Source organism: Gluconobacter sp. ESL1110 (assembly GCF_058107395.1).
The window spans coordinates 59,515-84,796 of sequence record NZ_JBYLUK010000009.1; the positions used below are offsets into that span (position 1 = coordinate 59,515).

General features: G+C 53.5%; 16 protein-coding genes and 2 pseudogenes. 9 read left to right on the forward strand and 9 right to left on the reverse strand.

Features of this window, described 5'->3' with window-relative positions:
• The first annotated feature begins 197 nt into the window (after positions 1–197).
• Positions 198–1,280, forward strand: coding sequence for an IS5 family transposase (locus AC3B6F_RS12170; RefSeq protein WP_489824582.1), 1,083 nt, complete (start codon positions 198–200; stop codon positions 1,278–1,280).
• A gap of 119 nt (positions 1,281–1,399) precedes the next feature.
• On the opposite strand, the pseudogene AC3B6F_RS12175 reads toward AC3B6F_RS12170, so the two are convergent.
• Positions 1,400–1,630 (reverse strand): annotated as a pseudogene (locus tag AC3B6F_RS12175) (transposase); the annotation flags it as partial.
• A gap of 363 nt (positions 1,631–1,993) precedes the next feature.
• Between AC3B6F_RS12175 and AC3B6F_RS12180 the strand changes: the two are divergent.
• The 7 genes from AC3B6F_RS12180 to AC3B6F_RS12210 are packed head-to-tail and all read left to right on the forward strand — an operon-like array spanning position 1,994 to position 13,748.
• On the forward strand, positions 1,994–3,175 hold the full coding sequence (locus AC3B6F_RS12180) for a nitrate/nitrite transporter (protein WP_489824560.1): 1,182 nt from the start codon (positions 1,994–1,996) through the stop codon (positions 3,173–3,175).
• The gene (locus AC3B6F_RS12185; protein WP_489824583.1) at positions 3,175–4,821 is read left to right on the forward strand and encodes an alginate export family protein; all 1,647 of its coding nucleotides are present in this window, start codon (positions 3,175–3,177) and stop codon (positions 4,819–4,821) included. Before AC3B6F_RS12180 ends, AC3B6F_RS12185 begins: the two co-directional genes overlap by 1 nt.
• Before the next feature lie 26 nt (positions 4,822–4,847).
• The gene (nirB, locus tag AC3B6F_RS12190; RefSeq protein WP_489824584.1) at positions 4,848–7,748 is read left to right on the forward strand and encodes a nitrite reductase large subunit NirB; all 2,901 of its coding nucleotides are present in this window, start codon (positions 4,848–4,850) and stop codon (positions 7,746–7,748) included.
• Positions 7,749–7,754: 6 nt separating this feature from the next.
• Positions 7,755–11,678 (forward strand): bifunctional nitrate reductase/sulfite reductase flavoprotein subunit alpha, encoded by a 3,924-nt coding sequence (locus AC3B6F_RS12195; protein ID WP_489824561.1) that lies wholly within the window; start codon positions 7,755–7,757, stop codon positions 11,676–11,678.
• Between the two features lie 15 nt (positions 11,679–11,693).
• Positions 11,694–12,275 (forward strand): ANTAR domain-containing response regulator, encoded by a 582-nt coding sequence (locus tag AC3B6F_RS12200; protein ID WP_489824585.1) that lies wholly within the window; start codon positions 11,694–11,696, stop codon positions 12,273–12,275.
• Positions 12,272–13,252: an ABC transporter substrate-binding protein gene (locus AC3B6F_RS12205; protein ID WP_489824563.1), complete on the forward strand. Its 981-nt coding sequence runs from the start codon at positions 12,272–12,274 to the stop codon at positions 13,250–13,252. The genes AC3B6F_RS12200 and AC3B6F_RS12205 overlap by 4 nt, the downstream gene beginning before the upstream one ends.
• A gap of 28 nt (positions 13,253–13,280) precedes the next feature.
• Complete coding sequence (locus AC3B6F_RS12210; protein ID WP_489824564.1) at positions 13,281–13,748, forward strand: nitrate reductase associated protein; 468 nt, start codon at positions 13,281–13,283, stop codon at positions 13,746–13,748.
• A gap of 140 nt (positions 13,749–13,888) precedes the next feature.
• Here AC3B6F_RS12210 and AC3B6F_RS12215 read toward each other — a convergent pair.
• Positions 13,889–14,323, reverse strand: a pseudogene (locus AC3B6F_RS12215) (transposase); the annotation flags it as partial.
• Positions 14,324–14,352: 29 nt separating this feature from the next.
• Entirely contained in the window at positions 14,353–14,484 is a 132-nt protein-coding gene (locus AC3B6F_RS12220; protein ID WP_489824565.1) for a hypothetical protein, read from the reverse strand.
• Positions 14,485–14,677: 193 nt separating this feature from the next.
• On the opposite strand from AC3B6F_RS12220, the gene AC3B6F_RS12225 reads away from it, so the two are divergent.
• On the forward strand, positions 14,678–16,522 hold the full coding sequence (locus AC3B6F_RS12225) for a hypothetical protein (RefSeq protein ID WP_489824566.1): 1,845 nt from the start codon (positions 14,678–14,680) through the stop codon (positions 16,520–16,522).
• Here the strand turns inward: AC3B6F_RS12225 and AC3B6F_RS12230 are convergent.
• From AC3B6F_RS12230 to AC3B6F_RS12255, 6 genes are all read right to left on the reverse strand, one after another.
• Entirely contained in the window at positions 16,437–17,366 is a 930-nt protein-coding gene (locus AC3B6F_RS12230; protein ID WP_489824567.1) for a hypothetical protein, read from the reverse strand. The genes AC3B6F_RS12225 and AC3B6F_RS12230 overlap by 86 nt on opposite strands.
• Positions 17,281–19,569 (reverse strand): type I restriction endonuclease subunit R, encoded by a 2,289-nt coding sequence (locus AC3B6F_RS12235; RefSeq protein ID WP_489824568.1) that lies wholly within the window; start codon positions 19,567–19,569, stop codon positions 17,281–17,283. Before AC3B6F_RS12235 ends, AC3B6F_RS12230 begins: the two co-directional genes overlap by 86 nt.
• Before the next feature lie 45 nt (positions 19,570–19,614).
• Positions 19,615–20,550 (reverse strand): DUF5655 domain-containing protein, encoded by a 936-nt coding sequence (locus AC3B6F_RS12240; protein WP_489824569.1) that lies wholly within the window; start codon positions 20,548–20,550, stop codon positions 19,615–19,617.
• Complete coding sequence (locus AC3B6F_RS12245) at positions 20,547–21,902, reverse strand: restriction endonuclease subunit S (RefSeq protein ID WP_489824570.1); 1,356 nt, start codon at positions 21,900–21,902, stop codon at positions 20,547–20,549. Before AC3B6F_RS12245 ends, AC3B6F_RS12240 begins: the two co-directional genes overlap by 4 nt.
• Positions 21,899–23,740 (reverse strand): type I restriction-modification system subunit M, encoded by a 1,842-nt coding sequence (locus AC3B6F_RS12250; protein ID WP_489824571.1) that lies wholly within the window; start codon positions 23,738–23,740, stop codon positions 21,899–21,901. Before AC3B6F_RS12250 ends, AC3B6F_RS12245 begins: the two co-directional genes overlap by 4 nt.
• Before the next feature lie 124 nt (positions 23,741–23,864).
• Complete coding sequence (locus AC3B6F_RS12255; protein ID WP_489824572.1) at positions 23,865–25,235, reverse strand: DUF7986 domain-containing protein; 1,371 nt, start codon at positions 25,233–25,235, stop codon at positions 23,865–23,867.
• Positions 25,236–25,282: the final 47 nt, after the last annotated feature.

A 25,282-nucleotide genomic window follows, 5' to 3' on the forward strand; every position in this document is an offset into this window, starting at 1 on the left:
TCAAAACTAGGGGCGCGGATCATGTATGATCCCACAAGATTTCGTATCAGCAACATCCTGTCACATGACGAGTGGGCCTAAAATTAAAAAAGTCACATTTTGACGCCGTTTGACCAGTTAGTTGGAGGGTTCGAAAAACCCTGTGGTTTTGAGGGTGCCTTTGTGATTCCATTTCCCCCGAGTTGATTGGGGAATGGATCATGAAACAGGCGGGATTTTTTGACGTTGAAGAGAGGCTTGCCCGGCTGAGCGGGCTTGGTGATCAGCTCGAAGCGTTTTCCCGGACTGTGGATTTTGAAGTGTTCCGCCCTGACCTGGGGAAGGCTCTGGCCTATTCAGACGGGAGTAAAGGCGGACGACCGCCATTTGATCCGGTGCTGATGTTCAAAATTCTGGTGATCCAGACGCTCAACAATCTGTCTGATGAGCGGACAGAATATCTCATCAACGACCGCCTATCCTTCATGCGTTTCCTTGGCTTGGGGCTGTCGGACCGTGTGCCTGATGCCAAAACGGTCTGGCTGTTTCGCGAGCGTCTGACCCAGGCGGGAGCGATCGAGGGTCTGTTCAATCGCTTTGATACAACCCTGCGCAGCGCTGGTTATCTGCCGATGTCAGGCCAGATCCTGGATGCCACACTGGTGGCTGCTCCAAAGCAACGCAATACGAACGTCGAGAAAGCCGATCTCCGGGCAGGACGTATCCCCGAAGACTGGCAGGACAAACCCGCAAAGCTGTCGCACAAGGATCGTCATGCGCGCTGGACACTGAAGTTCACGAAGGCAAAACGGCAGGATGACGGAACAATCCCCGCAACGGATCTCGCTATCCCGTTCTTTGGCTATAAATCGCACATCTCCATCGATCGGAAATTTCGGCTGATCCGCAAATGGAAGACGACAGATGCCGCCGCCAGTGACGGCGCGCGATTGAGAGAGGGGCTGCTGGATACAACCAATACGGCCTCAACGGTATGGGCTGACACAGCCTATCGTTCAAAAGCCAATGAGGACTTCATGGAAAAGCAGGGCTTTGTCTCCAAGGTTCACAGGAAGAAGCCTCATCTCAAACCCATGCCCCGGCATATGCAGCGGTCCAACGCCGGGAAGTCGGTGATCCGATCCCGTGTCGAGCATGTCTTTGCCGATCAGAAATCGCAAATGGGTCTATTCATCCGAACTGTCGGTATCACCCGGGCCACCATGAGGATCGGTCTGGCCAATATCGTCTACAATATGCGCCGCTTCCTCTTCCTGGAGCGGATCAGTACCGCAGCATAGCAATCCAGCGGGGGGCAGCCCCTGATCTGCTCAAAACGCAGATCAAAAGCTCTCCCGAAAACCGTCAATCAAATCGCCAAAACCCAGAAATTACTGGCCAAGCACATCAATCAACGGTTCTTCGATCCCTCCAGATTGTTCAGCGTCTGGATGACCAGGATCTTGAACATCAGCACCGGATCAAATGGCGGTCGCCCGCCTTTACTCCCATCTGAATAGGCCAATGCCTGCTCCAGATCAGGGCGGAACACTTCAAAATCCACAATCCGGGAGAATGCTTCGAGCTGATCACCGAGCCCGCTCAACCGGGCAAGCCGCTCTTCAACATCAAAGAAACCCGGCTGCTTCATCTGCCATCATCCCCAATCAATGCAGGAGAAATGGAATCACAGAGAGAGGCTCAAAACCAGAGGGTTTTTCGAACCCTCCACGTCCGTTTATTCGACACTTTTAGTCTGCAACGAAACCCACAGTCAGTAGCGATTGTAATGTTTGTACTCATCCCGATTAAATAATTTTCTATTCCGAAATCGGACCATTCCGTGATAGTAAAATGTGTCTTAGTATGATGATTCTCTGTCAGTGTCGGCAGAGAGACGGGTTTGTCCGGTCAGGACAGAGACACATGGGGTGGATCAATGGCGGTCCACTGGCCCCGGAGGGGGCGATGAAGCAGCTTTAGCTTTATTCGATGCTTCATCTGGAAACGTATTGTGGATAGGGGCTTCCTGAAAGCCGGGCACGCACCAACCCTGCTGGCCGCTTTTCTGTATTTCGACGTCTCATTCATGATCTGGGTGTTGCTGGGCCCTCTCGGCATTGCCATTGCGCATGACCTGCATCTGAATGCCGGGCAGAAAGGCCTGCTTGTTGCTACTCCAGTCCTGGCTGGGGCCGGGTTTCGCGTGCTGGCAGGTGGACTTGTAGACATGTTCGGCCCTCGCCGTGTTGCGATTGCCGCACAGCTTACAGTCATTATAGGCCTTGCCTTAACCTGGTACCTTGCGCCGCATACCTACGCCCAGATGTTTGGGCTGGCGGGTATTCTTGGTGTTGCAGGCGCGTCTTTCGCAATTGCTCTCCCCCTCGCCTCTGTCTGGTATCCCCCACACTATCAGGGCACCGCGCTCGGTATTGCTGGCGCAGGCAACTCAGGGACTGCTCTGGCTTCCCTCTTTGCGCCTGGACTTGCGGTTCTGGTCGGATGGCGAAATGTCATAGGGCTTGCGACGCTTCCGCTCATCTGTGTTCTGCTGCTTTTTCTTGTTCTGGCCAAAGAACCTGCCAATCGACCACCATCCCCCGGCCTGCGTGCATGGGGGCCCGTTCTGGGGTCAGTCGATAGCTGGTTGCTGATGTTTTTTTACAGCGTGACCTTTGGCGGGTTCGTTGGTCTTGCGTCGTTCCTAACCATCTATTTCAATGACCAATACAGCCTTTCACCCGCGGTTGCCGGTGCATGCACGGCGTTTGTCGTTTTCGTCGGCTCTTTTGTGCGGCCGGTTGGCGGATTCTTTGCCGATCGCGTGGGGGGTACAAAGGCTTTGACCGTTCTGTATGCAATCGCAGCGTTCTGCTTTGGCATCATCTCTCTCGGGCTTCCGACGATCTATCTCGCTTTCCCGGCATTCTTCTTCGGGATGCTGACACTCGGCCTGGGAAATGGAGCCGTCTTCCAGCTTGTGCCAACCCGTTTCCCACGTCAGGTCGGCATTCTGACAGGCTTGGTTGGAATGGCTGGCGGTGTTGGCGGGTTTTATCTGGCCCTGTCACTCGGCGAAGCACGGCAGATTGTCAATTCCTACGGGCCTGGATTTCTTGCCTTTGCCGGGATTTGCCTGATTGCCTGCATCTCCGCTGGTCTGTGTCATCGTCGCTGGATGGAGAAAGCATGATGGCTGGCCTCTCCATTTTTGCTCCCCATCCCTATGCCCCAGTTCTGGCAGGTCTCGCTTTGGGAGCGCTGGCATTCTCCAGTTCTTTGAAAGCTGACGATAGCCCTCGCTCCAGCACGAGAATTCACCCGGCCGGAACATCAAAAGTAAAAGTAGTCAGCCAGACGGTTTATTCTCAGCAGACCCGGCCTCTCCACTCCCCGGACTGGGGCGTTTTCAATGCGGGGAACGGAGCCGCTTCCGGTTTCGGGTCAATGGCCGGCTTTGGTCAGGTTCGTTGGGCGGAAGACTGGAGCGATATTGTTAACACGCCGCCAGAACAGCGCAGAAATGACTGGTTCAATCGCCTGAAATACATTCGCCTGAATGAGAGCGGAAGTATCTGGCTGTCTCTGAACGCGGAGGAACGCTTCCGTTACATCTATGAAAATCAACCCCTGATGGGAACGGCAGGCAAAACCAACGCCAACCGTATTCTTCTTCGCAATCTGTATGGTGCGGATCTCCACCTGGGGGAGCATGTCCGCGCCTATGCCGAGTTTCTGTATGGCATTGCAGGGGGCTCTAATACGTATGGTTATCAGACAGGCGTTCAAAGAGAGCGACTGGATCTGCAGCAGGGCATTCTGGAAATCAAGGGTAATATTCTGGGCGCCAAGGCAGGTGTTATTGGCGGTCGCCAAGTATTTCTTGATACGCCAGTCTTCATGCAGTCTGCCGGAGACCTGACCAATGCCCAGCAAACCTGGGATGGTTTCCGTGGCTATGCCATCTGGAAACGCTTCCGGGTGGATCTGTTTGATTTCATGCAGACCAATAAATTACCTGACGCTGTTTTCGGGGACGGCACGAACTACAGTGCCCGGATGTACGGCGCTATGACGTCCACGGCGCTTCCTGCGTTCAGAGCCATGGGAAAGAAGAGCCAGCTTTTCGCAGACGTCTTTTACATCGGCTATCTCTACAGTGGCTCCACAGCATCTATCCCCACGACAACGGGTACAGAGGCCGGTTCCAGCCGTCGGGACAATGTCGGCATGCGACTATGGGGAAATGTCGGCCCTTTCTCAACGAGCCTGAGCGGTGTGTTTCAGGGAGGCCAGTTTCGGCCAGCACAGGAAACCCAGCCAACCCGAGCCGTACGGGCTTATGCCGTCAATGCATCCCTGCTGTATAACCGCCCCGATCTTCCGACAAAGCCGAACGCTGGCCTTCAGGCCGATCTGTTCTCCGGCGGCTCCTACAAGAGCAAAGATGGGTCAGTCGGAACATTTGCGTCCCCTTATTTCCCCCTGCCGTATTATAATGACGTCACGTTATCCGTGACGTCCCAGAATTTGATTGGTGTGGGGCCGCTGGCAACATTCGCCCTGCGGAAAAACCTTCACTTCAAGCTGCATGTACCTTTCTTCTGGCGGGAAAGTACACAGGATGCGGTGTATGGCACAGGCAAGATCTATTCCTGGCGCAATGGGTTATCCGGCGGCTTTATCGGGGTCACTCCCCAGACGCAGCTTGCCTGGAACTTTGCCCCACACTGGACCTGGACGCACGACATTGCTGGCTTCATCACATCCCGGAGCATGCGCGCAGCAGGCGCAAAGAGCGACGCATTCTACATGCAGACCCTCGAATTCAAGTTCTGACCATGACTGCCCCACAGAACGGACGGATGACCATGAAAGAAAACATCATCATCATCGGCAATGGAATGGTTGGACATTACTGCGCCGAGCAGCTCGTCATGCACGGACTGCATGAAACGCATCAGATCCATGTCTTTGGCTCTGAGCGCCACCATGCCTATGACCGCGTTCATCTGACGGAATATATGACGGGTCAGGATGCGCTGGCCCTGCGTCTGCATGAGGAAGATTTTCACTCGGCTCACGGCATCACCATGCATCTGGGTGTTCCAGTCATGCGGGTCGACCGTGACGCCAGGACAGTGGAAAGTGAAGATGGTCTTCTGCCCTACAGCACCCTGATACTAGCGACAGGCTCTACACCTTTCGTTCCATCAGTCCCAGGCAATACCGGCACTGCGGGGCTGGTCTACCGCACCCTTGAAGATCTGGACGTCATCCGTGCCGCGGCTCAGGGTGTTCGGCATGGGACTGTCATTGGTGGAGGCCTGTTGGGTCTGGAAGCCGCTCATGCCCTGAAACTTCTGGGGCTGGAGGTCAGTGTCGTTCAGCTTGGAACACATCTGATGTCAGCCCAGCTCGATGAAGACGGTGGCCGCGCGCTCCGTAGCCGCATCGAGGCGCTGGGTATCGATGTGAGAACATCACATGCGACAAAGGAAATCGTTGCAGGAGACCAATACCGTCATCGCCTGATATTCGCAGACAGTCCGTCATTCGAAACCGATATGGTGATCTTTTCCGCAGGCATCCGCCCTACAGACCAGCTTGGAAGAGCTTGCGGGTTAGGTGTGGGCGCGCGTGGTGGCATTGTTATCGACAATCAGTGCCGAACGTCCGATCCGGACATTTTTGCCATAGGCGAATGCGCCCTCTGGCAGGATCAGGTCTTTGGTTTGGTTGGGCCGGGATACACCATGGCACGCACAGTTGCCTCCCTGCTGGCCGGAGATGATGCGGCCTTCACGGGGGCGGACATGTCTACCAAGCTCAAGCTTCAGGGCGTGGATGTCGGTTCGATCGGCGATGCGCATGGACGTGAGCCCGGTGCGACGAGCTACCGCTTCATTGGAGAAGCAGACGGTTCCTATAGGCGCCTTGTTCTATCCGCAGATGGCCAGCGCGTAACAGGGGCGATCCTCGTCGGGGACAACTCCTATTACGACACGATCTTCCAGTATGTTCAGAACGGCATCAAACCACCGGCTGACCCGGCCGCACTGATCCTGCCGCGTGGTGAAGGAGCAGAACTCCTGGGTGCGGACGCCCTGCCCGATACGGCCATGATCTGCTCCTGCCACAACGTCACAAAAGGCTCAATCTGTAACGCTATCGACGCGGGATGCGCTGACCTTGCTGCGCTCAAACAAGGCACAAAAGCTAGTACAGGCTGCGGTGGCTGCGCAGCCCTGCTCAAGAGCGTGTTCGAAACGGAACTTGCGGCCAGAGGCATTGAGGTCGATCACAGCCTCTGCGAGCATTTTTCCCATACGCGTCAGGAGCTCTACTCCCTGGTTCGTGTCCATGGACTCCGAAGCTTTGAAGAGCTGATGGCGCGTCATGGTAACGGGGGACTTGGCTGCGATATCTGTAAGCCAACCGTTGGCTCGATCCTGGCCTCAGCGTGGAACAAACCCATCACCGATCCTCTCTATATTCCTTTGCAGGACACGAACGACACGTTCATGGCCAATATGCAGAAGAACGGCACCTACTCGGTAGTTCCTCGCATTGCTGGTGGCGAAATTACCCCGGACAGACTGATTGTCCTCGGCCAGGTTGCAAAGAAATATGGCCTTTACACAAAGATCACCGGTGGCCAACGTGTCGATCTGTTTGGAGCGCAACTGCACCAGCTTCCCGAAATCTGGGGGGAGCTTCTCGAAGCAGGATTTGAGACAGGCCATGCCTACGGAAAGTCTACCCGGACGGTAAAATCCTGTGTTGGCAGCACATGGTGCCGTTATGGCGTGCAGGACAGCGTCGGTAAGGCGTTGGATCTGGAGAACCGCTACAAGGGGCTGCGCTCTCCACACAAGCTCAAATTCGCCGTGTCCGGCTGTACCCGGGAATGCGCCGAGGCACAGAGCAAGGATGTGGGTATCATCGCCACGGAAAATGGCTGGAACCTGTATGTCTGTGGCAATGGTGGGATGCGTCCTCGCCATGCAGAGCTTTTCGCAACTGATCTCGATTCAGAAACGCTCGTGAAATACATCGACCGGTTTCTGATGTTCTACATCCGTACCGCAGACAAGCTCCAGCGAACGTCTGTCTGGCGTGAAGGACTAGAGGGTGGTCTCGATTACCTCAAGGACGTCATCATCAAGGACAGTCTTGGCATTGCCGAAGAGCTGGAACGCCAGATGCAACACGTGGTCGAAACATACCACTGCGAATGGAAAGACGCTCTGACGGACGGCGAGAAGCTCAAACGCTTCCGCACCTTCGTCAATGACAGCCGTCCGGATCCAAATGTTCAGCTTGTTCCTGAGCGCGATCAGGTCAAACCAGCCCCAAATCAGGCAGCCGTTCCTGAAGAGTCCGGCCCTGTGGAGTGGACAGCCCTCTGCAACACCAGCGATCTGGTACCGAAATCAGGGGTGGTTGCCTGGTATGAAGGTGCACAGATTGCCCTGTTTTACCTGCCGGAAACGGAAACAACGACAGCCCGTGTTTTTGCCGTGGACAACCATGACCCGTTCTCGAAAGCCAATATCATCGGACGCGGCATTATGGGGGATCTGCGAGGGCAGCTCGTTGTCGCCTCCCCGCTTTACAAGCAGCATTTCAATCTGGAAAACGGGATCTGTCTTGAAGATTCCAGCAAATCCCTGCGGACCTGGGAGGGGCGTCTGACCCCCGAAGGCAAGGTTGAAATCCGCGCCAGGGTTATGGAGACCATCGCAGAACGCCTGTCTGCTTAACTGTCCATGACACGGGAAGACATCCGTTCTGTCTGCCCCTATTGCGGTGTCGGCTGCGGCATCGTGCTAGAGGTTGAGAACCATCAGATCGTCAAGGTGCGCGGAGATACCGAGCACCCGACGAATGGTGGTCGCCTGTGCACCAAAGGAAGCTCCTGCGACAAACCTGTTTCGTCGTCCGCACGGCTGGATATCGCGCAGATCCGGCCAGACAGGACGTCCCTGCCCGTTCCTACCAGAATGGACGCAGCCATCAGGGAAACAGCCCGTCGCCTGAAACAGATTCTGGAAGAACATGGGCCGGATGCAATCTCCCTTTACGTCTCCGGCCAGATGTCTCTGGAAGCGCAGTATCTGGCGAACAAACTCGTCAAGGGATACCTGAGAACCCAGCATATCGAGTCCAACTCCCGCCTGTGCATGGCGGCGGCAGGTGCTGGCTATAAACTCTCCCTGGGCGCAGATGCCCCTCCGGGAAGCTACGAGGACTTCGACTGCACGGACCTGTTCTTCGTGATCGGCGCCAATATGGCCGACTGCCACCCGATCCTGTTCCTGCGCCTGATGGACCGTAAACGTCAGAGCGCAAAACTCATCGTCGTTGATCCACGACGGACTGCTACAGCCGACAAGGCTGACCTGTTTCTTCAGATCCGTCCCGGCACCGATCTCGCCCTGTTGAACGGCATTCTTCACATTCTGCTTCGGGACGATGCAATAGATCCGGACTTTATCGCTGGTGCCACGAACGGTTGGAGCGACATGCCGGCCTTTCTGGCAGACTATTCTCCCGAACGCGTTGCCCAGATTACCGGCTTGTCGCAAGAGGATATCGAAACAGCCGCCAGATGGATTGCGGAAGCCAACGCGTGGCTGACGCTGTGGACCATGGGACTGAACCAGAGCACGTCAGGGGCCTGGAATACCAACGCGATCTGCAACCTTCATCTTGCGACTGGCGCCATCTGCCGCCCTGGTGCAGGACCATTTTCCCTCACAGGACAGCCCAACGCCATGGGTGGCCGGGAAATGGGCTATATGGGCTCCGGCCTCCCCGGGCAGCGCTCGGCATTGGTCGATGATGACCGCGCCTTTGTAGAGCAGCAATGGAAGCTCCCCGCAGGAACCATTCGCAAGGCGGGCGGCAATGGCGCGATAGCAATGTTCGAGGCCATGACCCGCGGTGAAATCCGTGCCTGCTGGATCATCTGCACCAACCCTGTCGTGACTGTTCCCCGTCGCGCCAACGTTACCGCGGCTCTTGAAGCCGCTGATCTGGTCATTGTTCAGGATGCCTACGCCGATACGGAAACGGCGGCTTATGCGGATATTCTTCTGCCGGGTGCATTATGGGCCGAAGGAGACGGCGTTCTGGTGAACTCAGACCGCACCATGACGCTGGCCCAGCAGGCTGTCTCCCCGCCCGGTGATGCCATGGCTGACTGGGACATCATTGCACGCGTTGCCTGTGAGATGGGCTTTGAGGGAGCCTTCACCTTCTCTTCTGCCGCCGAAGTCTTTGCGGAGGCCAGTCGTTTCGCCAACCCAAAGACAGGCTACGATATTTCAGGAGTCAGCCATCACCGTCTGAAATCCGGTCCCGTTCAGTGGCCCAGCCAGACGGGAGACGCCCTGCCCCGTCATCCGATCCGCTACCGGCCTGACCCGAATAAACCGCCTGTTTTCGCCACTAACGACGGAAAAGCGGCTTTTCATGCCCGGCCTTATCTCCCCTTCGAAGAGCAGCCGGATGAGGACTTCCCTTTCCTGCTCAACACTGGCCGTGTCCAGCATCAATGGCACACGCTCACCAAAACCGGCCGGGTCGATGGACTCAACAGGCTTAACTCCGGGCCCTTTGTGGAAATCGCGCTCGCAGATGCCGAACGGCTGGGCCTGCGCAAGGACGATCCTATCGAGCTTCGGTCGCGCCGAGGCACCGCAATCCTTCCGACGCGCCCGACTGACCGTGTTGCGCCGGGAACATGCTTTGCGCCCTTTCACTGGAACGACCGCTTTGGCGAAAATCTGACAATCAATGCCGTCACGGCCGATTTCACAGATCCTGTCTCGCTTCAGCCGGGAATCAAACACTGCGCGGTGTCCCTCACGCGCATCGAACCTGTTTCTGCGCCGGCAGAGGAGAACGCTGCTATCATGCCTCTCGACCATCTGACACAGCATCTCGGCCTCGTTCCTTCAGAACCGCTGGTTCTGTCCGTAGAAAATCGTCATTGGCTAACAGGCTTCATGGAGGGCCTGAAGCTTGCGCCGCCGGAAAACGAGCTTCCCTTTGTTCCCCCGACGGCTCCTTTGCCGACAGAGCAGAAAGCCAGAATTAATGGCCTTCTGGCTGGTCTGTATGCCCGCAGCCCTGTGTCGAAGAATCCTGCTGTTTCGGAAAGTCCGACCGGTACCCAACCAAGGCTTCTTCTTCGGTGGGCGTCCCAGACAGGTCGGGCAGAAGGTCTGGCTGAAGAACTCGCTGTCTGGCTGAAAGAAAGCGGCTACGGTGTCGATGCCATGAGTCTGGATACCAGCAAACCCGCCGATCTTTGCGGAACGGTCCTCTTCGTCGTTTCCACCTTCGGCGACGGAGATGCCCCTGATAGCGCCAGTGCTTTCTGGGATGAGCTTCGCAATACCCAGGAACTGCGCGAAGATATCCGTTACGCCATGATAGCTCTTGGGGATTCTTCATACGCCAGTTTCTGCGGGTTTGGTCGGGCTCTTGATGACCGCCTGATCGCGCTCGGCGCAACCCCGCTTATGCCACGACAGGATTGTGAGCCCGATTACGAAGAAACCGTTGAAGCGTGGCAGCATAGGTTTCTGGCGGCACTCGGCACAAAAGCAGATTCCGTACCAGACGTTCCACTACCGGACGCACCAGTCATTACACGGGCCAGCCCAGCGATTGCACGTGTCCGTCATAATCACTGTCTGACAGGAAGTAAGAGCGACAAGGAAACCCGACAGATCGTTCTGGATCTCTCAGGGACAGGATTGCACTATGAACCAGGAGATGCACTGGGGATCTGGCCCTGCAATGCCAGATCGACTGTTGAGACAGTTCTGAACGCTCTGAAGCTGTCTCCCGATACAACCGTTTCCGTTCGGGGCCATGGGATCGTCTCTCTGGAAGACGCCCTGACCAGACATTTCGATCTGTCCCGGCCCTCGCCTGCACTTCTGGAAAAACTGGGAGCACAGTCTGCCGGCTACCTGCCGGAGTTGGTAGCGACTACCAGGCTCGACGTGCAGGCCCAGGAGATCCCCACCCTTTTCCGCCGGATGCAACCGCGCCTTTATTCAATTGCGTCGTCCCTGAAAGCCTGCCCTGGCAGCGTCCACATCACTGTAGGCATCAATAATGAGCCATACCCGGGTCTATGCTCAAACTGGCTGGCAAATTTACACGACGGGTCCGAGGTCCCGGTTTTCCTGCAGGCAACGTCCCAATTCCGCCTACCGGAAGACGATGCAAAACCTGTCATCATGGTGGGGCCGGGCACAGGAATTGCCCCCTTCCGCGCCTTTCTCCAAGAGCGTGCCGCCTGTAGCAGTCCTGGCCGAAACTGGCTTTTCTTCGGAGAGCGCCATGCAGAAAGCGCGTTCTACTATCGCGAGGAACTGGAAGGCTTCATGGCGCAAGGCTGCCTGACGCATTTGCACACGGCCTTCTCCCGTGACCAAGGTCAGCGTATTTATGTGCAGGACCGAATGGAAGAAAACGGGGAAGAGTTTTGGAACTGGCTCTGTGAAGGGGCATATTTCTACGTCTGTGGAGATGCCGCCCGTATGGCTCGGGACGTCGACAGTGCCTTGCGTCGCATCGTGGCGCGTCACGGCAACATGTCTTCGGAGCAGGCTGATGACTATGTCAGCCACCTCACCCGGAATGGCCGCTATGTCCGTGATGTGTACTGATACAGTTCCATGACAATGAAAATTCTTCTCGCAGACGAAAACTCCCAACGTGCCGGGGCCTTGTCAGAGATTTTGAAAGCGGACCCTTCACTGGAGGTTATCCGACTTGAGGGGTACGAAAGTTTGATTTCAGCCGTCAGAACTCACGTTCCTGACATTGTACTCGTGGACATCTGCCGTGCTGATCGTGATGGGCTGGATAGCGTCCGCGCGTTGTCTTCTTCGGGTCTTGAACGCCCAATCGCCCTGTTTGTGGACGAAGATGATGAAGCTCTCATGGAAGATGCTTTTGCAGCAGGTGTCTGCTCTTACAACGTAATGGATGCACCCCCTCGGAACGTCAAACCCTTGCTTCGATCCGCCATAGCCTTGTATCGCCGTTTTCAGGAAACAACGGCTGAACTGAAAGCTGCTCGGCAGGTTCTTTCGGATCGGGAAACTGTCGATACAGCGAAGAAAATCTTCATGCGCAACGAACGCTGCGGTGAGGCTGAAGCCTACCGTTGGCTCAGACGCCGCGCCATGCAGCAGGCCCGCAAAATGGCGGATGTTGCCGCCGATTACCTCCGGGTTCAGACTAAGGATGATGCATCATGAGTTCCGCCATCAGAATAGGCTTGCTAAGGCTGGCAGATAGCGCCCCTCTGATTATCGCCCGTAATCTGGGGATATTTGAGAAACATGGGCTGGATGCAGAACTTATCGTATCGCCATCCTGGGCCAATATTGCGGATGGTCTCGTCTGGAACGGGCTGGACGCGGCTGTGATTTTTCCGCCTCTGGCAATCATGACGGCTCTGGGTCATCGCGGCCGAGAGATTAATCTCGGACCAGGCATTCCGGTCAGCCGCGGCGGTAATACAATTGTTCTTCGTAGACAGCACATCCCCTCCTCTCTTGATACGGATGACATAACGAGACACCAAAACTTTGAAATCTGGCGTACAGGCCTAAGCCGCCGCCCAAAACTGGCCGTTGTGCATCTATACTCGACCCACTTCCTCATTCTGATGGACTTCCTCAAACGCGTTCGCGCCAATCCAGAACAGGACGTGGAAATAGTCATCATGCCACCTGACCGCATGATCGATGCTCTGGCCGACGAGGAAATCGACGGCTTTTGTGCTGGGCCACCATGGGGAACCCAAGCGGACCTGCGTGGTCTCGGTTCCATTGTAGCCGGGTCCGCCGATATTCATGCCGGTCATTTGGAGAAAACTCTCGTGACTACTCAACGATGGGGTGAGAGTTCACCTGCGCTCTCGCAAGCTTTGCAAGCCGCCATGGACGAAGCGAGTTGCTTTTGTATGAATCCCTGCAATTTTCCAGAGATCGTTCGTCAACTTTCGAACTCTACTACGAATGACGGCCTGGCCCTCCCCCCAGAAGCCACAAAACAGATCATGCCTGACCAGAACAATCCCAACGCCATGCAATTCAATTTTTCAGTCTTAGACGTCGATTTTTCAATCAACTGGATGATTCAGGCCATGCAGGCACAGCGTTGGTTAACTTCTACCAATATGAAGCGGCTTCACGAATTAGGCTGGCTCACTCCAGCATCCGTCGCCTGAGCAACACAAATCTTCCAGAGATAAAATCATGAGCACAGATTTACAGATATTTGGATTTGAGCGCGACTTTGCCGATACACTACGCTGTATTCCAATGAGTGTACGGATGAAACTCGATGAATGTGGAATAAAACTCAGTCTCCGTCAGTGGAGCCGTTTCAACTATGAGAATCGCTACGAACTCTGTTACCTCTCAACCGCTTCAGAGGTCGACAGACAGCGTTACCGCCAATTTCTGAAGGACTTGATTCGTGCGCGCGCCAATGAAGAGCCTGTTTTTCTGGATCGACCCCAATCTGTCGAATGGCAGGATGAGCAATCGGTCCCATTATGCCTTCAAGAGCAGATTATAGCGAAAGAACTCTCTCCTCTGCCCACGCAAAAATGGGCATCCTTAACGCCGCTACAACGCTTTACTCTTGTGAAACTTTGCCGTTCCGGCCACGAAAACCATAATCTCCCAGCGGCTTTAAACGAGTTTAACTTAAATCAGTAGACGGCCGAATTTCGTTTTCTAGCGAATTTGGAGGGTTCGAAAAACCTTTGAGTGAGTGCTCTTGTGCGTGATTTCAGGTTCCTTATCCTGATTTTCGCTCTGCGATTTGAGCAGACCGGGGAGTATCGCCACCAGGGCGGCTACGCGCCCGCATTCAACCTCTCGAGGAAGAGGAAGCGGCGCATATTATAAACGATATTGGCCAGTCCGATCCTCATGGTGGCCCGGGTGATGCCGACAGTTCGGATGAACAGTCCCGTCTGTGATTTCTGATCGGCAAAGACATGCTCGACGCGAGATCTGATCACCGACCTCCCTGCGTTGGATCTCTGGATATGGCGGGGCATGGGTTTGAGATGAGGCTTTTTCCTGTGAACCTTGGAGACAAAGCCCTGCTTTTCCATGAAGTCCTCATTGGCTTTTGAGCGGTAGGCTGTGTCTGCCCAGACCGTTGAGGCTGTATTGGTTTTATCAAGCAAGCCCTCTCTTAATCGTGCGCCGTCACTGGCGGCGGCGTCCGTCGTCTTCCATTTTCGGATCAGCCGAAACTTCCGGTCGATGGAGATGTGGTCTTGTACCGAGAGCGCAAGCAATTTTTCCGGTTTCAGGAGTTCTTTTCGATCCGATTGGAACGACGTCCTGCTCTGATGTTTTCTCCGACAGTATAGCGCTCCAGAATGATGGCTTTTGCTTCACAGAGGGTGATGCTGTTTCCCCTCCCTGTCGCGCACTTCATAAGGCTTTCCTCGTTTGAGAACGCTGAAGATCCGGTTCACAATACGATTGGCAACGGCACATATCGACCGCCTGAAAGACCGGACCGATCACCTGTTACGAGGTTTGCGTCCGGTTCGTGTCCAGAGGGTTCGGCCTGCTTCCGCCCCTCTCATGCACTGAGCCGGGGATCAGGTCTTCGCAGGTGCGACGCCATGATTGTTCAGGAAAGCCGAATCAAAACCAGGAGCGGACATCAGGCTGTCTCAAGGCATGTCCTGTCTGGTCAGAAGAATGAAGCCATCCGCATTCTGTCCGGTAGCGATTACCTCCTGAGAGACTGGATGAAAGAGGCACGACGTGAAGATATCCGCTATGGTCTGCGGCATATTGCCTTCAATCCCGCAGTCTCCATGACTGATGAACAGCTGGCGTCTTTTGCGGAACGCATCTGTACAGAGCTATCTGCTGATCCCAGCCGTATAACTCTTGTGATCCATAAGAAAGATGGCAGCACACACGGCCATCTCCTCTTGCCCGAATGGCAGGAAGATCATGTGCTGAGCAGCCGGTTTTCCTGGCAACGGCTTGAGAAAATCGCTCGACTTGAGGAAATCCGGCTAGGGCATGCTTTGGTCGCCGGACGGCATGATCACGCTATTGCAAAGGCGTTGAGAGCAGAAGATCACCACGACGCTGCGGACAGAATTGCAGCCCTTGCGCCTGAAGACAGGTCTGCCCGCCCTGTTGCAGCCTATACATCGCAAGCCTGCAGGATAACGGAGCGGCAAGATTTTGACCTCCCGACAGCAAGACAGGAAATTCTAAGCTTCTGGCAAGCCTCAGACAATGACCTGACAGTCTTTCGACAGCTTTTGGCGACGAAGAACTGGCGTATGAAATCAGGGGATCGCACAGACGGGCGTCGGGATACTCATATCATCGAAACTCAGAATGGAATGCTGATCGGTTCCTTCACACGGCTGACGAAAGTCAGGATGAAGGACTTTCGGGAGTTTTTGGAGAAAGAGGGCTCAACGGCAAAGAATAGAAGAAAACTCTTAAAGCTCTCGTCTCCATCCAAAGCGGCAAAAACGCCTGAACCCTCCTCTCCCCCAGGGGATGCACAGATCGTCCCGCTGAAGCGTAAAGGTCACACGCCTAAAATTTTGTCCTGGGCTGAGCCGGATCGTTTGCCCGACGGCTTCTGTCGTTATCTCGAGGCGTGGCAGAAAGACTTCAGAGCTTCTCAGGCAATCTTGAAGAAAAAGCATCCGCTGGAAGACAAGAGGTTTCTATCGGTCGACGAGCAGGCCGATCTTTTGATGCAAGATATCGCCACGTTACGGCGCAAACTAAATGCAGCAGGCCAAGAATTTGTAGCAGCCCGAGAACGCCTGAATGAGGCACGCGCCCTGCGATGGCAGGTCTTCCAGAGAAAACGTCTCTCACAAGATGAAGAACGACTACGGCAGGCCGCAGCTAATCTGGGGGAAATCCTGCGCTATCTCTTCGAATATATTCTCTACCGTCTTGGCTTAACGACGCACCCACCAGCTGCACTGGAGCTGCCTGTTCCCGATGAGCGGGAGCAGGCAAAACGTGCTGTTCTTCATGCCCGTCATGACATGCTGGCTATCTTGGTCGATAAGCACAAATGTCGGGATCTTCTGAAGAAATACGCACGAGAAGCAGAACAAAAGCGGCGTAAAATTATCTTGGACTGGTTGCAGACCATCAACCCGTACGACAGGAGGCAGAGCAGCGGATGGAGAGACTGCGCGATGTGTGGCAACCACCTGCTTCAGTATCAAAGGCGACCAAAGCCTCCATCACAGCGTATAAACGGAGAGGCGACTTGCCAGCAGCACTCAAAGCGCTGGAGCAGGATCGAAGCCGACAGGAGATGGTGCCCCATCCGCTGCCATACTCTCAAAGGCTCTCTGGTTCGCTCTCCCCATAGGCAGAGCTATTCTACGGATGGAAGCTCGCCCGCTGTGCATCGGAACGCTCCCGCAATGCCTCATACAACTGTGCAGGACCAAGCAGAACGTCTTTGAGGCCATCGCGCACCCTTTCAGATTCAAGGGCCTGATTGCTCATGACTTGATGAGCGTCTAGCGCATCCATGATAGCGTCTAAAAGGGCCATTTTTAGATCTGGTGAATTGGCAAACTGCTCTTTGCTATTATTCATAGCCTGCTCCATGAGCATCGTATTTTCGAGCAACTTTCCTTTGATAACGCCATTCACATAAACAAGCTGATCATTATCTGTGAGTTCGCCGTCAAAGAGGCCGTTCACATTTTGGATGATCTCCTCCAAGAGCGCCTTCTGTTTGTCTTGAACGGAACCGCTACCAACGCCGTCCATTGGAGGGAGTTTAGGCGTGTCCCCATGATTGAGATTGAGCGGCTGCGTCCCTGTATTGCGCAAACTGTGGTGCGTGAGTGTCACCTTGGAAAGATCGACCTGTTCACGCTCACGCCCAAAATCCAAAAGAGGAATGAGGCGCTTATAGAAAATGAAGCGTTTCTCAATATCGGTATTTTGATAATCGAAAATTTGCGACAAGAACGCATACAGTCGAATGAACGCTCCCATATCCCCTTTGAAGAGAATAAGCGCGTCTAAAGTGTCCTGTGCTGCTTGAATCGCAACGGCATCTTTTTGTGCGCTGGCCTCTAATTTCGCAGTCTGCGCTGCTTTGTAGCGTTTTAACAGGCGATCAGCGACGGGGGCTATGGCCGCTTGAAGTTGGGCCTGGGTTCCTTTCGGGTCGAGTTCTACATTCGTAACGCGTTCGACCTCAAAATCATCATAGCATCCGGCGGCATCCAGTTTCGAGCGTAGGTCGTTTCGAGCGTAGGTCGAAGACCAAATCAGGGTTTGTCGTGGCCTCAAGTTCGGCTGTTTCGTAGTAGGTCTTGAACGCATTGAGGATGTCCCCAGCCTCATTCACGAAATCCAGAATATACGTTGTATCCTTACCCGGATAAGAACGGTTCAGGCGGGAAAGCGTCTGAACCGCCTGAATGCCACCAAGCTTTTTATCAACATACATGCCGCACAGAAGAGGCTGATCAAAGCCCGTCTGAAATTTATTGGCAACGAGCAGGAGATGATAATTCGGTTCTGCAAAGGCATCCCGAATATTTCGTCCCTTGAGGCCCGGATTAAGGTCTTTGCTGTTCTCCGTCACTGGATCGGGATAGCTGTCTGGGTCTGCAACCTCACCAGAAAACGCCACCAACACCCCAAGCGGATAATTCTGCTTGGTGATGTAAGCCCGAATAGCCTTCTGCCAGCGTACGGCCTCTTTTCGGCTGGCAACCACCACCATAGCTTTGGCTTTGCCATCAAGAAGGGGCTGAACATTTTCTCGGTAATGTTCAACCACCACCTGAACTTTCTGGCTGATATTATAGGGATGCAGGCGAACCCACTGCATCAGCCCTTTCACCGCCGCACTTTGTTCGACCTCGACTTGATCAAACTCTTGCCCGTTATGCGCCAGTTTGAAGGCCATTTTATAGGTCGTGTAGTTCTTCAGAACATCAAGAATGAAGCCTTCCTCGATTGCCTGTCGCATCGAATACACATGGAATGGTAAAGGCTTTCCGTCCGGGCCAGGGCGACCGAACAACTCCAGCGTCTTCTGCTTCGGAGTGGCTGTAAACGCGATATAGGTCAGCCCGCTTGAGTCTGTGCGTGATTTCATCTGGGCAGCCAGAAGGGCTTCCGTATCAACCTCGCCACCATCTTGATATTCCGCCCACTTCTCGGCGGAGAGAAGCTGTTTGAGCTTGGAAGCAGCTTCGCCGGTTTGCGAACTATGGGCTTCATCCGCGATCACAGCGAAGCGCTTGCCTTCGGTCGCAGCGAGTTCCTGCACGGCTTTCAAGGCGAAGGGAAAAGTCTGGATCGTGCAGACGATGATTTTTTTGCCGCTTTTAAGCGCCTGTCCCAGCTGGGTACTTTTGCTGCCCTGCTCATTAGTAATGCTTTCTACAACACCATGCGTGCGTTCAAAGTCGAAAATGGCTTCCTGAAGCTGGGCGTCCAGCACGGTGCGATCTGAGACGACCAACACGCTATCGAAAATCTTCTTGTGATCTGCGTTATGCAAATCTGCTAGAAAATGGGCCGTCCACGCGATCGAGTTGGTCTTACCCGACCCAGCAGAATGCTGAATGAGATAGCGCTCGCCAGCGCCTTTTTCCAACACATCGGCCACAAGTTTGCGCGTGGCATCAAGCTGATGATATCGAGGGAAAATCACACTTTTGAGCTGTTTTTTCTCATTACGCTTGCCGATGAGATAACGGTGCAAGATGTCGAGCCAGCTTTCCCGTGCCCAGACATCTTCCCACAAATATGAGGTCGCAAAACCCTCGGGGTTAGGTTCATTCCCTGCTCCCCCATGATTGCCCCGATTGAATGGCAGGAAATATGTTGCAGGCCCCGCCAAGCGGGTGGTCATCATGACTTCGGTCTGACTGACGGCAAAGTGGACCAATGCCCCACCCGGAAAACTCAGGAGCGGTTCGCTCTGCTTACCCTTGGGATATGGGTTACGATCAAAGCGATACTGGTCTACCGCATCCCCAACGCTTTGCGTGAAGTCGGATTTCAGTTCTGCTGTTGAGACAGGGATGCCGTTGACGAACAAAACCAAATCGACCGCGTCTTGCGGGTTATTCACTGAATGACGCACCTGCCGAACAACACGCAGGCGATTAGCCTCATAATGCTTTTGGGTTGTGGGATTGATCGCCAAAGCAGGTTTGAACTGCACCAGCATCAACGGCTCTTTAAGGCCGAGCATTTCCACGCCCCGCCGCAACACATCGAGCGTTCCACGTTCGTTGAGGCTTTTTCTGACGCGTTCTGCCAAACGCTCCTTCAGCAAAGCACCATGCGTTTTATTTAAGCGTTCCCAGTTCTCGGGTTGAGTATCTTCAATCCATGCCAGGAGGTCAGGCATGAACAGGGCATTTTTCCGGTCATACTGCGCAGCATCTCCCTCGGCGTAGAGCCAGCCTTTCTTGACAAGGCTCTGGCAGATTTCGGTCTCGAAGTGATGTTCCTGATGCAGCGTGCTCATCAATCGCCCTGTTCGTTCAATAAAGCCCGGAAAAATTGGAAATACTTAGCTCTCGCGGTAACTACGCTCGAGGAGGGGTTTGGCCCGTTCCAGATCTTCCAGCGTACGGATGGCAAGCTCTAAATCGCCAGTGCCCCAATGACCGACACTCGTCATGTCGCGGCTAAAGCCTTCTTCCAGCGTGACGGTTGCTGGATCAATCGCGAGCGTTACCAAAAGACGATTAGCCTGCACGACAATACAGGCAAAATTCTTCAAACGTCTAAACGCCGTATAGAGCTTAAGGCGTTTTTCCTGAACGTCGTCGCCGAGACTGTTCAAATAACTCACGGTTTGGTCGTAAAGCGCCCGGAAGTCCTCGGAGCCCATATCGAGCCATTCTGTGACAGACTTGTCTTTACCATTCGCAGACCTCGGCTGCGGCGTAGCCGTCACAACATCAGACGTTACAACTTTTACCGCCGTTGCATCTGGCACGCTCTGGGAGTTGACGAGTTCCAGAAGCAGCAGATCATCTCCAAACAGCTTGTAGCGCAGCAATTCGATATTTCTTGGGATTTGCTGGACCGCATATTCGTCATATCGCGTGAAATCAGCGGCGATACAGAGCAAACGTGTGCCAGTCCATTCAATCTGATCGGCAGCGTCTTTGCCGAGTGTCTCCATCACCAGCCAGCGAAACTCAGCCTGATGGTCCAGAAGCCAGTCTAAATAGAAGAGCCCTTGATTGATGACATTCTCATTGCTGTGCCGTTTGTATTCAATAATAACCGGGCAGCCATTTTCATCCAGACCAAGAGAGTCGATACGCCCCCGATGGGTCTTTCCGGTTTTGTATTCACTAGCGAGAAAACGCACGCCAAGGCAGGTCGCCATATTGGCTTCGATGAGGGTTTGGAGGTCTCGTTCCAGTTTGACAGCCTGACTGGATAATTCGGTTGCCGTGCCGTTGGAGAGGCGAAAAAGCTGAATACCGGTCATGCAGCTTCTCCTTGAGGAACTGCATTGCGGACGTCAATTTTACCCGTAACGGCTGCGGCTATGAGCGCGCTGCGGCGTTCTTTGAGAAGAGCAATAGATTGTTCTATTAATTTAGAAATTTTTGATATGTGAATATCATGATTTTCAATATATTTTTTGATGTTTAATCGCTCCTTGGAGTCCGAGCTAAATGCAATATGAATGTTACCCAAATCTTCCATAGAAAGATTTGGCTGAGCGGATTGAACCGCCATATCTTTTATAAAATTTTGCACTCCTCTAGATTGAATCCAATATTGCATTACTTCAGTATATTTATTTTTTTTAGGCCTAATAAAACAGATTGCCTGATTTGTATTGCATGGGACTATACTATCATTGACAATGGCCGACTTTCCCGTTGTTGCACCTGCAATTACAATCAGAACGTCGCCAGATAACAGATTACTTCTACTCAACAGCAGGTGCGTGTCTTCGTCGATAAAGTTTTCAGGGGTTGTTTGAATTTTTGAATCGAAAATATTTTCAGCTTTTAGAAATCGTACTCCACTCTCAGAAAATGATCGTCCAATAGTTGTGGGGGTGGTTCCTTTAGAAATTACTGATGTAAGATCTTTTATTCTTTGGATATCCCAATGCTCCGGTACTTCGCCGAGCCATGCCACACCGGAATCTTTCATTGGGGCGTTGGGGTTGAGGCCACGGGTGACGGCGTGTGAGATGGTGGCCTGACGCTTCTCCGCCAGCAACGTGAGAAGCTTTTCCTGCTCCCCAATCAGCGCATCAATCTTCCCAGTCTCGCGGTCAAGAAACGCCGCGATGGCGGTTTGTTCTTCGAGGGGGGGGAATACTACGGGAATTTCGGCTAATTTTTCTGCCGTAAAATGAGAAATGGTCGATTTATTGCATATAATATCTATATAGCCTTTTGATTTTATTGTTAAAATGCAGTAGTATAAAAATCTTGTATAGTTATTCTCTTTTGATCTAACTCTATTAATTGAATTTTGAAAATAACACTCGTGTAACTCATCTTCCCAAATTGCAGAGCGTCCAACGTCGCCACCTTCACTGACCAATAAGTCTCCTTTTTGAAGACGAAGTTGATTTCGCTCCCAAGGAGAAAGCCACATAGATCTAATGTCGGATATATCAACCCCAGACCATTGAATATTTGCGGCCCGAAGATAATTGCCTTGAACGTCATCTACGCCTTTTAGTTCTGTCTGAAGCATTTTACCAAGGCGTACGTTATAGCCACGTTTCAACGGAGCAACCTGCCAATGCTTAGGCACACGTCCAAGCCACTCAATGCCAATATTTTTATATTCGGAATAAGCAGGAAAACTCATTCTGCCAACTCCCCAAGCATCTTCATAATATTGGCAGAAACAGCCTTCAGGTCCGCATCAATCTCACGCAGATCACGCGGCGGTTCAAACACATAAAAATGTCGGTTGAATGGGATTTCATAGCCGATTTTGCTTTTCGCATCATCAATCCACGCATCTGGCGCATGAGGCAGAACTTCACGGGTGAAATACGCCCCAATATCGTCCGAGAGCGAGACGTTCTCCGTATCACGCAAGGCACTATCAGGCTGCTTCTTGCCTTTCTGTTTTCCTTTGACACCGAGCACGATCTTGCCCTGCTCATCACGAAGCGGCCGCTCAACTGTGATTGTCGTGTAGCCAAAATCCTCGTTGCGGAAGATACGAGAAATAGGGGCCAGCTTTACCTTGCCTCCCGTTGGCGCCTCCGGTGCAATCTCGCCATCACGCAAGATGGAACGGCTGACCTCTTTGCCCGCAGCATCCAGAACCGTCGCCTGCTGGGCCTCAACAAAATGCCCGAACAAATTGGTAACAGTCGCAATATGGTCGTCACCCATTTCCTTGCGTTTGCTGCCAAGGCTCTTGCGCATCTTCTGCCAGAAGCTGGAAGCGTCGATGAGTTGCACAAATCCTTTGCGTTGTGCCGGTTTCTTATTGGAAAGAACCCACACATAGGTCGCAATGCCAGTATTGTAGAACATATCTGTTGGGAGGCCGATAATCGCCTCGACCAGATCATTCTCCAGAACATAGCGACGGATCTCTGACTCCCCAGAGCCAGCCCCACCTGTGAACAAGGGCGAACCGTTCAGAACAATCCCGAAGCGGCTTCCGCCGTCCTGTGCCGGTCGCATTTTGCTGAGGAGATGCATGAGAAACAGCATAGACCCATCAGACACACGCGGAAGACCCGGTCCAAAGCGACCATCAAAGCCTTTATCCAAATGCTCCGTGGTGACGATCTTCTGGACCTTCTTCCATTCCACACCAAAAGGTGGGTTGGAGAGCATGTAGTCAAACTTCTGCCCGCCATGCCCATCTTCAGACAGGGTATTCCCTGCCACGATATTGGTGACGTTCTGGCCCTTAATGAGCATATCCGCCTTACAGATGGCGTAGGACTCATCGTTTAACTCTTGCCCATACATTGTAAGACGGGCAGCCGGGTTATGTTCATGGAGAAATTCCCCCGCTTCCGACAGCATGCCACCGGTACCTGCGGTAGGATCGTAAACCGTGCGGACGACAGCCTTTCCAGATGTCAGAACGTCATCATCTTCAATGAAGATCAGGTTGACCATGAGGCGAATGACCTCACGCGGAGTGAAGTGCTCACCAGCGGTTTCGTTTGAGATTTCCGCAAATTTTCGGATGAGTTCCTCAAAGACCAGTCCCATCTGAGCGTTATCAACGACATTAGGATGCAGATCGATTTCGGTGAACTTCTCCGTTACTAGATACAGGAGGTCCGCTTTGGCCAAGCGTTCAATCTGACTGGCAAAATCAAACCGTGCAAAAATATCGTTCGCTTCTGGTGAAAAAGCTTCAATGTAAGCAAGCAGATTTTGCCGAATGTGGTCCTGGTCGCCCACCAGTTTTTCAAGATCGAGCGGAGAGGTATTGTAGAAAGACTGACCTGACTTGCGCAGCAAAAAGGGTGAAGGATCGCTCATGCCAGCAGCGGTTCGGAGTTTGAACTCATCGACAACAGCTGACTTGGTCTTCTCTAAGACACAATCCAAACGGCGCAGCACTGTGAAGGGCAAAATAACCCGCCCGTATTCAGACTGCTTGTAATCCCCACGGAGCAGGTCTGCGACGGACCAAATAAATGAGGAAAGCTCTTGGTGGTTCATGAGTCAGGGCCTGTAAACACGCGGGGTAGAAAAGATGTAAGAACGCAGCGACGTGAGGCACGTCAACGATAGAGGCTCCAGACGTGCCATAATCTGAAACAATCGTCGATGTTAGCAACGCCTATCACTTCCGCAGCCCCTTGATACCCAGCTCTTCCCACATCCAGTCAAAGCTGAAAGAGGCTCCTGCCCCCTCACGCCCCAAGCCTGCTGTCGTGGCTTCAATCTGCTTCAACCATGCCGCGACTTTCTTCTTCCCCGCCGCTGTTTTAACAGCCTGCCTCGGCGTGACATGCCCAAGCCCCGGAACAACCTCATCCAGAACACGGCGATAATGCTGCTCCAGAACAGCAGCCAAAACTTCCGCCTCTTCTTCAAGCGGGATCTCGTCTTCAAGCACGTCCCCTCGGCCAGAGGTCCGCTGCTCTTCTAAAGCCTGCTCAGCGGTCATAATCTGTGTCAGAGGAGATCCAATCAGACTGCCCAAGGCGTTGCGGAGTAAAGCCGTGCCTTGCTCAGCCCGCGTTTCTGAGTTGACCTGCAATCTCAGCTGACGGCCTTTCAGTTCCAAGCTCCCCAGAACAAGACCACCATCATCCAACGTCGTACTCAAAAACTGAGCTTTGCTGTCTCCTGCCTTAGAATGGGCCTCAGGAACATGGTCACCCGCCTGACGCGTCCAATTCCAGATCATGCGCCCCGCATGTTGCAAACAGGAGATCGTATTCAAAACCTCGGCAATGCTCTTCTGAGTGCTTCCCTTGCTGAGAGGAAAACATACGTCATGAAAGACCAGGTCTTCGCCATCGCCGTTAAACAGAACGGGTGGCTCGGAGGCGCTCACCATGTTTTCCATGGTTCTAAAGAGCCAGGTCAACGTAAAGACCGGAGCCAGATCACGGAGCACCTCTGTTTTGATCTTTGGAAACTCAGCCTGACCTCGCTTACGCTTGAGAACATCGCGCAAATTCTCAGCCAGATCTTCGCAGGCCTGCGGCGAATATGCCAACAGACTCCCTGCCAAAACCATTTTACCGTCTTCGGGAACAAGGCGTGCCGCGATGCGCTCCCAAGGCTTCAAGGACTGTGTGGCTGAGCGTTCATGAACCAGAACAGGATCACCACCCCGCAACAGGTCACGCACCATCATGCTTTGACCAGGCACGATCTGCGAAACCTCATACAGGCTCATGACGGCCTCTTTGAGGCCCCGCATATAAGCGCTTTTACGTGGACCTTCTTTCCAGCCCCGGCGTTTCAGATAGACCTCAACGAAATTTTCATTATCCCAGTCCTGTCCCAAGAAATCTTCGAAGGCACAGCCCCAGAGTGACATTGCCGCACCCTGCCCTAAGATATCTCCCAGGTCTTCGAAGCTGATATCCGCCGCCTCTAAAGCCGGTCCCAGATGCTCACCCAACACTTCTTCAAAACAGGATTGCCACTGATCCTGCTTCAGATATCCGATAAGCCCTGTCAGATTGTCAGCGTCCATAAATGCGATGACCTCCACTATTGTTCTACGGCGGAACGGCAAACACC

What these genes read in the sequence shown, in the direction of transcription:
- AC3B6F_RS12185 (WP_489824583.1), top strand. Translation starts at nt 3,175, where the DNA reads ATGGCTGGCCTCTCCATTTTTGCTCCCCATCCCTATGCCCCAGTTCTG.
- nirB (WP_489824584.1), top strand. Translation starts at nt 4,848, where the DNA reads ATGACCATGAAAGAAAACATCATCATCATCGGCAATGGAATGGTTGGA.
- AC3B6F_RS12195 (WP_489824561.1), top strand. Translation starts at nt 7,755, where the DNA reads ATGACACGGGAAGACATCCGTTCTGTCTGCCCCTATTGCGGTGTCGGC.
- AC3B6F_RS12200 (WP_489824585.1), top strand. Translation starts at nt 11,694, where the DNA reads ATGAAAATTCTTCTCGCAGACGAAAACTCCCAACGTGCCGGGGCCTTG.
- AC3B6F_RS12205 (WP_489824563.1), top strand. Translation starts at nt 12,272, where the DNA reads ATGAGTTCCGCCATCAGAATAGGCTTGCTAAGGCTGGCAGATAGCGCC.
- AC3B6F_RS12210 (WP_489824564.1), top strand. Translation starts at nt 13,281, where the DNA reads ATGAGCACAGATTTACAGATATTTGGATTTGAGCGCGACTTTGCCGAT.
- AC3B6F_RS12220 (WP_489824565.1), bottom strand. Translation starts at nt 14,484, where the DNA reads ATGAAGTGCGCGACAGGGAGGGGAAACAGCATCACCCTCTGTGAAGCA.
- AC3B6F_RS12225 (WP_489824566.1), top strand. Translation starts at nt 14,678, where the DNA reads ATGATTGTTCAGGAAAGCCGAATCAAAACCAGGAGCGGACATCAGGCT.
- AC3B6F_RS12235 (WP_489824568.1), bottom strand. Translation starts at nt 19,569, where the DNA reads ATGAGCACGCTGCATCAGGAACATCACTTCGAGACCGAAATCTGCCAG.
- AC3B6F_RS12240 (WP_489824569.1), bottom strand. Translation starts at nt 20,550, where the DNA reads ATGACCGGTATTCAGCTTTTTCGCCTCTCCAACGGCACGGCAACCGAA.
- AC3B6F_RS12245 (WP_489824570.1), bottom strand. Translation starts at nt 21,902, where the DNA reads ATGAGTTTTCCTGCTTATTCCGAATATAAAAATATTGGCATTGAGTGG.
- AC3B6F_RS12250 (WP_489824571.1), bottom strand. Translation starts at nt 23,740, where the DNA reads ATGAACCACCAAGAGCTTTCCTCATTTATTTGGTCCGTCGCAGACCTG.
- AC3B6F_RS12255 (WP_489824572.1), bottom strand. Translation starts at nt 25,235, where the DNA reads ATGGACGCTGACAATCTGACAGGGCTTATCGGATATCTGAAGCAGGAT.